The organism is Corynebacterium sp. CMW7794 (assembly GCF_001563605.1).
GTDB classification, from domain to species: domain Bacteria; phylum Actinomycetota; class Actinomycetes; order Mycobacteriales; family Mycobacteriaceae; genus Corynebacterium; species Corynebacterium phoceense.
In genome coordinates this window covers 135,985-147,575 of sequence record NZ_KQ961714.1, presented here as the reverse complement: position 1 = coordinate 147,575, position 11,591 = coordinate 135,985, and the positions used below count along the sequence as shown (strand labels likewise).

Here is an 11,591-nt window from a genome sequence, read left to right as displayed (position 1 = left end):
GGTTAACAATGGTGCCCGTGTTACGCCCGTGGCGCAACTGCTGCCCAGTCGATGGTGAGCCAATTGTCGGAGTAACGGCGGCGCTGCGGCACAAGCGGCCAGCCTTCGGCCACGAGCTCCGCATGCGTGTGCCGCCACCGCACCCGTGGCCCGTGCGGCGCCCAGCCCGCGTTATTCGCCCATGCCTGGTCCGCTGCCGCGAGGAACTCGTGGATGGGCTCGCCCGGCACGTTGCGGTGAATGAGTACCTTGGGCAGGCGCTCCGCGACCTCAGACGGCGTCTCGAGCTCGAACGGATCCCAGTCGAGCGTGAGCGTCTGTGGTCCCTCTGCGTTCAACAGAATCCACGCGCACCGCCGCCCCAGCTCGTCGCACGTGCCCTCGACGAAGAACCCGCCGGGCGCTAGGCGCTCGATTACGGTCTCCCACGCCTCGTGGACCTGGTCCACGTCGTACTGACGCAGCACATTAAACGCTCGCACCAGCTGTGGACGATAGCCCGCGAGCTCGAATCCGCCGAGTTCAAACGTCACGCCCTCGCGCGGCGGCAACACACGCTCCGGCGAGATCTCTAGGCCTGTGACCCGCACGTCGGGGCGCACGGTGCGTAGCCACCGTGCCCATTCACATGTCGTTGTATGGGACGCGCCGTAGCCGACATCCAACGCCAAGGGGGCGGCATCGGCGGGCCCAGCAAGCTGTGCCCGGAGTAAAGACGAAATCTGTGGGTGTGCGACCATCCAGCGGTCGCACTTGCGAAGGCGATTCTGGTTGGTGGTACCGCGGGTAATGACGCCAAAAGGCCGACCCGCGCGGGCGGTGGCCCGGAGATTATGCGCGTGGTCGGCCATTCGGGGTACAGATTTTTAGAGGTTTGCTTCGATCCACTGGGAAGTGAGGTCGGCCTCGTTCTGGTAGAGCTCGCCCAGAGCCTCGGCGACCTTGGGCTCGATGGCAGCGCCCATCATCGGGATGTTGACGGAGACCTCGGAGACGTAAGAGGCGACAGTCTTATCCTCGCCTTCTGCCTTGTACGTGATATCGCCCTTGAAGTCGACCGGGGTGCCCTTGACGTCAGCGACGAAGGAGTTGGACAGCTGGTCAGCGGCGACCTCGCCGATGGTGACGGTGCGCTTGACCTTGAGAGCCTGGGACACCATGGCGCGCACGGCCTCCGGCAGGAGGGTAGTGGGCAGAACCTCGAAGAGGACGGCCTGGTTCTCGGTGAACTCGTGGACCTGGCCCGGCTCCGGCGACAGGGTAGCCACGATGTGCTCCCAGTATGCCTTGGTGGTGAAGGCCTGGTGGACCTTCTCGAGCGGCTGATTGATGATTACGGTGTTTTCGCTACGGGTTGACATGGTTTTCAGACTACCTTGGTAGGCGTGCTTGATTCATTTCTGACCCAGCGACTGTCCGCAATTGACGGCGTTTCCTTGGACGATTCTCAGACATTCGCCGATCTCACGACGCTGCGCGTGGGTGGCGCGCCGCAGGTCACGGTGGTCTGTGAGTCCGCCGCAGCCGCCGTGTCCGCCCTGCGCGAACTCGACGCAACGTCCACGCGCTACATGGTCGTGGGTGGCGGATCCAACCTGCTCGTCTCCGATGATCCGCAGGACATCGTCGTCGTGCGCCTTGCCTTCGAGGACATCGACGTCCATGTCGCCTTCGGCCTCGTGCGTGCGGATGCGGGCGCTACCTGGGACGACGTCGTCGCGATGACCGTCGACTGCGGCCTGGGCGGCATCGAGTGCCTCTCCGGTATCCCCGGCGACGCGGGCGCCGTGCCTGTCCAGAATGTCGGGGCGTATGGTGCGGAAACTTCCGACGTCCTCACGCAGATTTACCTCTATGAATCTGCCACCCGCTCCGCGGCCTGGGTTCCTGCCTCGTCTTTGGACTTGTCTTACCGCTACTCGAACCTCAAGTTCACCGGCCGCGGCGTCGTGCTCGCCATCGAGCTGCAGCTCACCACCGACGGCCTGTCCAAGCCCCTGCGCTTTGGCCAACTTACGCAGAACCCCGGCGAGCGTCGCCCCGTTGCTTCCGTGCGCGACGACGTCCTGCGCCTGCGCGCTTCGAAGGGCATGGTCCTCGACCCCGCCGACCACGACACGTGGTCCGCTGGCTCCTTCTTTACCAACCCGATCGTTTCTTCTTCTACGGCTGACGTGATTCAGTCGAAGGTGCGCGTAGCCCGCGGCGACGAGGATGCGGACCGCATGCCCCGCCACGCCGTCCCCGCAGGCTCGGACGGCGAGGAAGTAAAGCTGTCTGCAGCCTGGCTCATCGAGCGCGCCGGGTTCGCGAAGGGCTACCCGGGCTCCGGTCCCGCGACTTTGTCCACGAAGCACACGCTCGCGCTCACGAACCGCGGCGATGCGAAAGCCGCCGATATCGTGGCGTTGGCCCGCGAAATCCGGGCTGGCGTCCTCGCCGCTTTCGGTGTCGAGCTCGTGCCGGAGCCCATTTGGTTGGGTGTGTCCATCGACGAGTAGTTTTCAAGCGCTCGCAACGGCATTTCACGACAACGAAGCCTCAGATTTTTCGAAAATCTGAGGCTTCGTTGTTCTGAAATCCGGCTCGGTGTGAAGTCGTGGCGCTACGCCATGACCTCGAGCCACTCGTCCTTCTTCGCGAGGTACGCGCGGGCTGCTTCCTGCGCGCCCTCGAGGGAGTGGCTGGCACCCCAGCCACACTGGCGCTCGTTGGCGGCGGGAACTTCAGTGGCGGTGAGAATATCGTTTAGGCCGTTCTCGAGCGCCATGAGGAGCTCGTCCTGCTCCATGTTGTAGGTGATGGCGTAGAAGCCGGTCTGGCAGCCCATCGGCGCGAAGCCGATGAGCTTATCCGTGTAGTCGCGCATAAAGTTGGCCATCATGTGCTCAATGGAGTGCATCGTAGGCATCTCCAGGTGCTCCTCGTTGGGCTGGCAAAAACGCAGGTCATACTTGATGATCTCCACGTCGTCGCTGAGGCGCTCGCGCTTGGCCACGCGTACGTATGGGGCCTTGACCAGGCGGTGGTCGAGTTCGAAGGATTCCACGTTGCTCTTTGTCATGGTCTCGAGTCTATCGTTCGACTTCCGCGAATCCCGATTTAAAGTCCCAGCGCCGGGGCGATGGCCTGCGACCACGCCTTTGGCAGTTGGTGCTCGAAGAACTCATAGGAGTGCGAGCCGTAGTTCTCGCGTGCGTAGGTGATGTCCACGCCGGCGGCGCGGGCCTTGGCCACGAATTGGTCGGTCATGGGGCGCGAGACTGTCTCCGCGAGCATCTCCTGGAAGTCGTCGACGTCGTACGGATCCTTTGTCATGGGCGTGCCGTTTCCGGTGGTCACCCACACCTTGATGCCGCGCAGGCGCTCCGGGTGTGCGGACGGATCGTTGTCATCCCACGCCGGGTCATCCGGCCAGCCGAAGGCGTTGACGAGGTCGCCGCCCAAGCGCGCGGTCATGACCGTGTTAAACGCGCGGCCGATGACGGACGACGGCGCCGGATACGGGGAGAAGCCCACGGCGGCTGCGAACTTGCCATTGGACTTCGTCGCGATGTTCAACGCAGCCGAACCGGACATGGACAAGCCCGCGATGGCCGAGCGGCCATCGCCGTGGAACTCATGCTCCATGACGTAGGGCAGCTCCTGAGAGTAATACGTGATCCACTTGTTCATGCCCAATCCGGAATCGTTGCGGCGCCAGTCCGCGAACTGCGAGCCACGCCCACCCACGGCGGAGACGACGTTGACCGGTTTGTCGGCGAAGAAGTCTTCGTAGTTGGTTTGCGTGTACCACGTGGAGCCAAACTCGCCGCCCTCGGAGCCCTGCATGAGGTACACCGTGGGACGCGGGGCATCGGTGGTCGGCTTCACGTAGTAGTTGGTGATGGTGCGGTCCATCGACGGCGAGTAGACGTCGATTTCGTAGACGTTCTTCTCTACGTGGCGGGTATCGACCAGCCGTGCACCCGAGCCGTCCGTGGTCGGCGTATTCGAACCTCCAACCTGGGGCAGTACGGTAGAAGAGCCCTGCGGGAAGTGCGAAGGCTCAAATCCCGGGGCGAGTCCAGACAGGATTTCCGAAGGAGCGAAGTTCGAGGACTGCGCGAGCGCCGGAGCGGCAGTCGACGCAGCAAGGAGCGCAGCAGCGCAGGCTACGGCCGCGCGGGAGAAAGTAAGAGACATGCCACGAATGTAGCCGGTGGCGGGGTCCTTTCCTAATGGCAGCACAGCAGCCGAACCAAAGTTAACTTTAAATTCCGTCCGGAATAGGCGGAAAATCAAAGTTAACTTTAAATTGTCGGCGCCATTGGTGAAAATCTGAAGTAAACTTTAAGTCATGACTCGCGCACATGAACTTCGCACCCGCAAGGACTACCTGCAGACATTGGTGGATTGGGACGCGGATCCGGCAACTAACGGCATGGTGAGAGTAATAAGTGGTGTGCGACGTTCGGGAAAGTCGTCTCTACTGGAGCTTTATAAGCAACACGTTGGTTCCGATAAGGTCGTGTCTGTCAACTTTGAGGATTTTTCCACTCTGGGGCTTCGTGAAGCCCAGCGGTTTCACGAGGAAATGACGACACGAATTGCAGCAACGGGGGCGACGCATCTTCATGTGGATGAGGTTCAGGAGCTCGACGATTGGCCACAGGTTATTAACTCGCTGCGGCTTCACGAGAATCTCACCATCACGGTGACAGGTTCGAATGCTTCCATGTTCGTGGGCGAGGGACTTACATACCTAGCTGGGCGCTATATACAGCTGGAGATGTTTCCTCTTTCGCTTCATGAGTACTCCTCTTTCGCTCCGGAAGCTCCTTCTCAGCCTGCGGCTCGTTATGCGGAATGGATGCGGGGTACGCTGCCAGCCGCGGCGCAAGCAGGATCTGCGAAAATCCGACGGGAGATCAACAACGCCATTTTTGACTCTATTTTCGCGCGTGACATTGCACTGCGAGGTGCAATTAAAGATCCTGACATCTTCATGAGGGTTGCGAGCTTCGTATTCGATAATGTGGGATCGCAGCTGTCGTCTCACAAGATTGCCAATTACCTGACATCTGCGGGTGCAAAAACGACGCAACCAACGGTGGAGCGGTACCTCGGTCTTTTGGTCGATGCGCACATGCTCTATCGCTGTGACCGCTTTGATGTCCGTGGGAAAGCACATCTCAAAGGCGGTGCCAAGTATTATTTCGTCGACCCAGGACTGCGTGACGTGTTACTTGGAGCGAACTCGTCGAATACCGGGCACGATCTGGAAAATATGGTCTATCTCGAGCTGCTTCGCCGGGGATTCTCGGTCGCAGTAGGAAATGCGCCGCAGGGAGAAATCGACTTCGTGGTGACGCGGGATAAGGAACGCTATTATGTGCAGGTCGCGCTCACGGCCATGGATGATAAGACGCTGCATCGGGAGCTGTCTTCTTTCCGGGGCCTGCCCGCTGGCAGCCATTGCATTCTCCTCACATTCGATGCAATGCCTCTGAGCACTGGAGAGGTAGTACATCTCCATGCCGCTGATTTCCTGGACGGCGCCCCGTTGCGTTAGGCCAGCAGGTCCCTAATCGCCGCCGCATCGAGCGCCGCCCCGCCGGTCGCGGAACCGGTGGGCTCGAGGAAGGCGCTGGACAGCGCGCGCTTGGTGTCCTGGAGGGCGACGACCTTGTCCTCGATGGTGTTCGCGGAGACCAGCCGGTAGACCGTGACGGGCTGCGTCTGGCCAATGCGGTGGGCGCGGTCGATGGCCTGGGCCTCCGCCGCCGGGTTCCACCACGGGTCGGCGACGATAACGTAGTCCGCCTGTGTGAGGTTGAGGCCCACACCGCCGGCCTTCAAGCTAATGAGGAAGACCTGCGTGTTACCTTCTGTGAACGCGCGGATGGCGGTGTCGCGGTCGCGCGTGCCTCCGTCGAGGTAGGAGAAGGAGACACCCTCGGCTTCTAGCCGAGTACGAATCTCTGCGAGGTAGCTCGTGAACTGGCTAAAGATGAGCACACGGTGGTCCTCGGCCAGGATGTCGCGCAGAAGCCCGGTCATTGCGTCGAGCTTGGAGCTGGGTGCGGCGGACTCGGGTTCCACGAGCGTCGGAGAAATCGCGAGCTGGCGCAGACGGGTGAGCGCGGCGAGCACCTCGACGCGGTTGGACTCGGGATCCTCGGTGAGCAGGTGAAGCACGCGCTGGCGCTCGCGGGCCAGGTGCACGTCGTACAATTTGCGGTGCGCGGGCGCGAGCTCCACCGGCACGACCTGCTCTTGGATGGGCGGCAGGTCGAGCGCCACGTCAGCTTTGCGACGACGCAGCAGGAACGGCTCGACGCGGCGGCGCAGCTCCGCCATGCGCGTCTTGGACAGCTCCGTGTCGTTGCCTGCGATGGGCTTTTCGAAACGCTCACGGAACTGCTGGAAGCTCCCCAACAAACCGGGCGCGGCGAGGGAGAACTGGCTCCATGCGTCTTTGAGCGAGTTCTCAATCGGGGTCCCCGTCACCGCGTAGAGCACCGGCGCCTGCAGGTCGCGCACCGCTGCGTAGATCTTGGATGTCGGGTTCTTCACGTTCTGTGCCTCGTCGAGCACCACGCCCGCCACGCCCAACGCCTGGTACTCGGATGCCTCGAGACGCAGAAGCGTATACGAGGTGACGAGCACATCCGCCGACTCCGCCAGAGATTCCAGAGAATCTTGGCGTCGTTTCGACGTCGCGTCCACCACCGCCACCCGCAGTGACGGCGCGAATTTCGCGGCCTCGGCCTTCCAGTTGGAAACCACAGACGTCGGCGCCACGACCAACCAGGGACCGGCGCCAGAATCGAGGATCATCGACAAAATCTGGATGGTCTTGCCCAAGCCCATGTCGTCAGCCAACACACCGCCGAATCCACGCCGCCGCAGGCTTGCCAGCCAGCGGAAACCGTCTTCCTGGTACGGGCGCAGCGTCGCGTCCAACGCAGCCGGCACGTCGAACGAGGGCAGCTCCGTGTGCGCCGCTGCCACGACCTTGTCGAGCCACGCGCGCTCATCGACCTGGAGCGCGTCGAGCTCGCCTAGCTGGTCCCACCAGTCCACGCGCGTCTTCGGCACGCGGACGGCGCTGCGGCGGGCATCGGAAAGCCCCTGCGCCTCCTCGAGGAGCTGGGCAAACTTATCGAATTGTGGCGAGTCGAGGTGCGCGTAGTGCCCGTTTACGATGAGGATGCGCGCCTGCGAGCGCAGCGCCCGAATGACCTCCGCGAGCGGCACGCCCTGGCCGTCGACACGGACTTCCATCGACAAGTCGAGCCAGTCCTTGTCCTGCCCCTCGAGCCCCGCGTGGAGCTCGATGGACTCGGCCGCCTCCAGTCCAAGGAGCTCCCGCGCGCCGGGCGATAACCGCGCGTCGACGCCCGCGGCTTCCAGCTGCGGCAGCGTCTCATGCAGGAATTCCATGAGCTCCGCGCCGATCATCTCGCGATCCGTGAGGTCGAAGCCCTCCAGGCCCGCCAGCAGCTCGCTTTCCGATTCCCCGTTGCGCGTCGGGTCCGCGTCCGTCCCCAGCGCGTACGTGCGCCCATCGGAGTAGGCGAAGCAGAACTCGACGGCCCCGCGCAACAGATGGGCCGTGGCCGTGACAAACGCCCGCACCACGGGCGGTGCCGGTGGCGTGGGCACAAACGACTCGTCCGGACTGCTCCACCCGGTTGCACGCAGTCGCGGCAGGAACTTCTCTTCGAATTCGGCGCGGCCCTCCGGCGGCACCGTGATGGGGCGGCGGGCTTCCCGCAGGCGCTGCCATTCCACTGGTGCGCGGTGCCGGAAGCGTCCCAGGTTCAGATACCCGTCATCATCGAACCATGCCGCACCGCGCGCCTCATATCCCAGAATGAGTGGGGGATGGTCGCCGGACTCTACGATCGCGGCGTGCATGCGCAGCCCCTCATCATTTTCGGTGACGTGCACGGTTGGGGTGAGCGGATCTTCATGGAGGATGACGAGCCCTCCGTCTGCCGTGGCGAGCTCGATGCCGTGCCCCTGGGCTTCGTCCAGAAGCGCAAAGAACTCGGGATTGCGGAGACTACGCAATGACTGAGGCTGGCTATGAACGTCGTAAGAACCGGCCTCGGAAAGAATTTCAATGAGCCTGTCGCGGTCGCGTTCTGCCACCGGATGACCGGTGCCGTTCTCCAGCTTGGCCAGCGTCATGTCAGAGCTCACCCACCCGCGTCCGTTTTTACGCGGTCGGCCGCCGGTGACGCTGAGGTTGCGCAGCACCGCATGATCCCCCACAACGTCAAAGTCGGTCTCGAAGACCACCGCGACTGGCGTGGCGGCCGAGGACTCTGCGGATTCCACAGGCAGGTATTCCTCTAACAATTCCTGCCACGTCGGCTCGCGTCGTACAGGCCGGCGGCGCCGTCCCCACCCCAGTACCTCGCTGAGCACCTCCCGTGTTTCGCGGAAGCTGTCCGTGTGCTCCACAAGGTGGTCAACAAACGCGCCGAACGCGCCCAACGGCTCGCGCTTGTCTATCCCGCGATAGTCACGGTGGTGCTTGAGTGCCAGCGCCACCGCGTGCTTGCACCGCTCGCCATATGGGCACGCGCACCACGAGTTAAATGCCGCGACCACCCCGTCGGTGCCCAGCGTGTAGTCGACCGTGACGAAGTACTCGTCCCCACGCGACCCGGTGCAGTAGCCCGACACCTTGGCGCCCTCGCCCCGGGCAGCCTCGACGGACTCGATGCGCGCGGCATCCTGCGTGGCCAGCGCTACCCCGCGCTGGACGACCCGCGGGTCTACGAAGCTATTGAGTGTCTCTGTCCTCACACCGCACATGCTACGGGAGGGTGCCGACACGAGGTCGCTGACGGCGAAAGCGCTGCTAATTCATGGGGCGAGCGATTTGCCTATCTAACGCCAGAGAGAGCTGCGGGTTGCTCAGAATGCACCACCAGCCTGCGGCATAACTGCTCATCATGCCGGCAGTGCTCCAGCGGTCCCGCGAGCTGCTGGGTGCCGAATCCATGCAGCGGATGAGCTGCTCCTCGGCGGGACTCGTGGGATGAATGACCCGATAGCCGGCATTGATATTGATAAACATGGACGCGCCCGCATAGGAGTCGATGACCTCGGTGAGGCTTGTCGAGGACAGTGCAGGCAGCGGTGCAGCTTCTTGAGCGGACGCCGTGGTCGGGGCGAGCGCCGCGAGGGCAAGGAATGAGGCAGCGGCGGCCTGGGCGAGCCGTGCCGAGCAAGTGAGAGCGGACATTCTCTCATCGTACTGGCACCCTTGCTGCGGCGTTGTGGGATTCGAAAGAGGACCTTCAACTGCGTATACGTTACGTGTGCTGCGACGAATTCGAGCATTCCGCATGCGCCGTCAGCGCTGCCGATGCCCCCTCGCGTGCCGCCGCCCGAATCGCGCCGGGCATCGTGCGTACTCCACTCATGAAGGGCCTTGCTGAGGAACTCGCAGAAAACGCTGGCAAGCCTGCCGAGTGGGGCTGGGAGCAGTTCACCAAGGACATCTCCTTGGGGCGCCTTTCCGAATCCGAGGATGTCGCCAAGATCATCGGCTTCCTCGCTGGTTCCGACTCTGACTACATCACCGGCCAGACCATCATCGTCGACGGCGGCATGGTCTTCCACTAAACCGCAGTCTCACTAAACCACAGGTCAACGCGCCGCGAGCGCACCGTCAGAAAAACTGACGGTGCGACTCTGAAACCGGCTGGCACCCGAAAGGTCACCAGCCGGGTTCTTTATGCGCGCATTCTGTACACCGATGGTGTAGGCTCACACGCAGCACTAATAGCCCGAAAGAAGAACAAGAAAGCATAAAGGAGGCGAACCGCGATGATGACCTATAACAATCAGCCGCTAGGACGCTTCTTTAAGCAACTCTTCTAACAGGCTGACTTGACCATTTCCCGGGAAAGCGGCCCTGCTTATCCCGGACGTTGGTGCCAGCCGCGCGACCCGCGCGCACTTATAAGTCAGCCGCCCAAGCAGGCCCTTTCTCACGAACTGCGTTACGCAAACGCAGAGAAAGGCTCTCTTATGCGCCTGCACAACTTCGCCTCCATTGTTGAAGACAAGACGGTGGCGCAGGCACAACTCGTCGCTGACCTGCCCTTCGTCTACCCACACGTGGCGCTCATGCCTGATGCCCACTTTGGCAAGGGCTCCTCGGTCGGCACCGTCTTCGGCACGCTGCGCGCCGTCATCCCAGCGGCCGTCGGCGTGGACATCGGCTGCGGCATGATTGCCGTGCGGACCCACCTCACGCACGCGGATATCCAGGACTTCGCTCTCGAGGACCTGCGCACCGCGGTCGAAGACTCCATTCCGCTCTCGCCCGGAAACTACAACGGTTGGATCATGGACCCGCGCACCGAGGCCCGAACCCGCGAGCTCGCGCAGCTGGCCCAGGACACCGGCGTGGATCTCGGCCACTCCAAAAACTGGCGCCAGCAGTTGGGCAGCCTGGGCGGTGGCAACCACTTCATCGAGCTCTGCCTCGACGAAGCGGACCGCGTCTGGCTGTTCCTACACTCCGGCTCGCGCGGCGTGGGTAACAAGATTGCCCAGAAGCACATCAAGGCCGCGCAGCGCCACTGCGAGAAGCACTGGATCCAGCTCGCGGACAAGGACCTGGCCTACCTCGTCGAGGGCACGCCCGAGTTCGACTCCTACATTGCGGATCTCCACTGGGCACAGCACTTTGCGCTGCTCAACCGCGATGAGATGATGGACCGCTTCCTCGACTGCGTCGCCACCTGGTCCGGCGCGGACCGGGAGACGCTTGAACTCGAGCGCATCAACTGCCACCACAACTACACCCAGCGCGAGAACCACTACGGCAAAAACGTGTGGCTCACGCGCAAGGGCGCCATCAAGGCGGATGAGGGCGACCGCGGTCTCATCCCCGGCTCGATGGGCACGGCCAGCTACGTCGTAGAAGGCAAGGGCTACGCGCCGGGCCTCAAGTCTGCGCCGCACGGCGCAGGTCGCGTAATGTCGCGCACTCAGGCCAAGGCCCGCTTCACCGAGGCAGACCTTGCCGCACGCATGGAAGGCATCGTCTACCGTCCCGGCGCCGAGTTCGTCGATGAGATTCCGGACGCCTACAAGGACATCGACCGCGTGATGGCCGATGCCGCCCAGCTCGTCGAGGTCAAGCACACCCTGCGCCAGATCCTCAACGTCAAGGGCACCTAACCTGCGCCATGATGGGACCGTCACGTTTAGTGACGGTCCCTTGTGAGCTTTCCGATGGCCCCTCTTGCAGCGTCGCATTACAGCTGACTCATCTCATGCGCTCGACGCATTGGGGATAAGACTTATCCCGGTAGATCGATATCTTAGTTCACCGGGATAGCTGTTATCCCGGTGGACTGCGAGCGCAATGCGCCAGATAACTCTTATCGTGAGTCACTGTTTTGTTAAAGACGCTTGATACGGTCCTTTGCTTCGTATGACACTCGGCCGCTGGATGAGTGGAAAAGATTAACGGAGTTGAGAAGCAAAAGTTGGTCGAGCGTTAGCTGAAACGTAGTGGCCGATTCGATGGCGGCTACACAAAGCTCAGGCCCGCTTCCCTTTTCAGGAAG

The 11,591-nt window shown here is 62.6% G+C and carries 10 protein-coding genes; 4 read left to right on the top strand and 6 right to left on the bottom strand.

Annotation, left to right across the window (positions count from 1 at the left end; translation table 11 throughout):
* Positions 1-20 precede the first annotated feature (20 nt).
* Together HMPREF3227_RS02340 and HMPREF3227_RS02335 are read right to left on the bottom strand one after the other, a co-directional pair.
* Positions 21-851: a class I SAM-dependent methyltransferase gene (locus tag HMPREF3227_RS02340; RefSeq protein ID WP_066489554.1), complete on the bottom strand. Its 831-nt coding sequence runs from the start codon at positions 849-851 to the stop codon at positions 21-23.
* A 15-nt stretch (positions 852-866) separates the two neighbouring features.
* Positions 867-1,361 (bottom strand): DUF2505 domain-containing protein, encoded by a 495-nt coding sequence (locus tag HMPREF3227_RS02335; protein WP_066489565.1) that lies wholly within the window; start codon positions 1,359-1,361, stop codon positions 867-869.
* Positions 1,362-1,385: 24 nt separating this feature from the next.
* Here HMPREF3227_RS02335 and HMPREF3227_RS02330 point away from each other — a divergent pair, with 24 nt between their 5' ends.
* The gene (locus HMPREF3227_RS02330) at positions 1,386-2,501 is read left to right on the top strand and encodes a UDP-N-acetylmuramate dehydrogenase (RefSeq protein ID WP_066509872.1); all 1,116 of its coding nucleotides are present in this window, start codon (positions 1,386-1,388) and stop codon (positions 2,499-2,501) included.
* A 104-nt stretch (positions 2,502-2,605) separates the two neighbouring features.
* Here HMPREF3227_RS02330 and HMPREF3227_RS02325 read toward each other — a convergent pair whose 3' ends face one another.
* Both HMPREF3227_RS02325 and HMPREF3227_RS02320 read right to left on the bottom strand, forming a co-directional pair.
* Positions 2,606-3,064 carry an S-ribosylhomocysteine lyase gene (locus HMPREF3227_RS02325; RefSeq protein WP_066489573.1) on the bottom strand — a complete coding sequence of 153 codons (459 nt, stop codon included), beginning with the start codon at positions 3,062-3,064 and terminating at the stop codon, positions 2,606-2,608.
* Between the two features lie 38 nt (positions 3,065-3,102).
* Positions 3,103-4,185, bottom strand: a complete 1,083-nt coding sequence (locus HMPREF3227_RS02320; protein ID WP_066489576.1) for an alpha/beta hydrolase — start codon at positions 4,183-4,185, stop codon at positions 3,103-3,105.
* Between the two features lie 154 nt (positions 4,186-4,339).
* Between HMPREF3227_RS02320 and HMPREF3227_RS02315 the strand changes: the two genes are divergently transcribed.
* Positions 4,340-5,554, top strand: a complete 1,215-nt coding sequence (locus tag HMPREF3227_RS02315; protein ID WP_066509869.1) for an ATP-binding protein — start codon at positions 4,340-4,342, stop codon at positions 5,552-5,554.
* On the opposite strand, the gene HMPREF3227_RS02310 is transcribed toward HMPREF3227_RS02315, so the two are convergent.
* Complete coding sequence (locus HMPREF3227_RS02310) at positions 5,551-8,805, bottom strand: DEAD/DEAH box helicase (protein ID WP_066509867.1); 3,255 nt, start codon at positions 8,803-8,805, stop codon at positions 5,551-5,553. The two genes, HMPREF3227_RS02315 and HMPREF3227_RS02310, sit on opposite strands and share 4 nt — an antisense overlap.
* Before the next feature lie 55 nt (positions 8,806-8,860).
* Complete coding sequence (locus HMPREF3227_RS02305) at positions 8,861-9,247, bottom strand: hypothetical protein (protein WP_066489590.1); 387 nt, start codon at positions 9,245-9,247, stop codon at positions 8,861-8,863.
* A gap of 74 nt (positions 9,248-9,321) precedes the next feature.
* Here HMPREF3227_RS02305 and HMPREF3227_RS02300 point away from each other — a divergent pair, with 74 nt between their 5' ends.
* Both HMPREF3227_RS02300 and HMPREF3227_RS02295 read left to right on the top strand, forming a co-directional pair.
* Positions 9,322-9,630: an SDR family oxidoreductase gene (locus tag HMPREF3227_RS02300; protein WP_066509864.1), complete on the top strand. Its 309-nt coding sequence runs from the start codon at positions 9,322-9,324 to the stop codon at positions 9,628-9,630.
* Between the two features lie 408 nt (positions 9,631-10,038).
* Entirely contained in the window at positions 10,039-11,199 is a 1,161-nt protein-coding gene (locus HMPREF3227_RS02295) for an RtcB family protein (protein WP_066509860.1), read from the top strand.
* Positions 11,200-11,591: the final 392 nt, after the last annotated feature.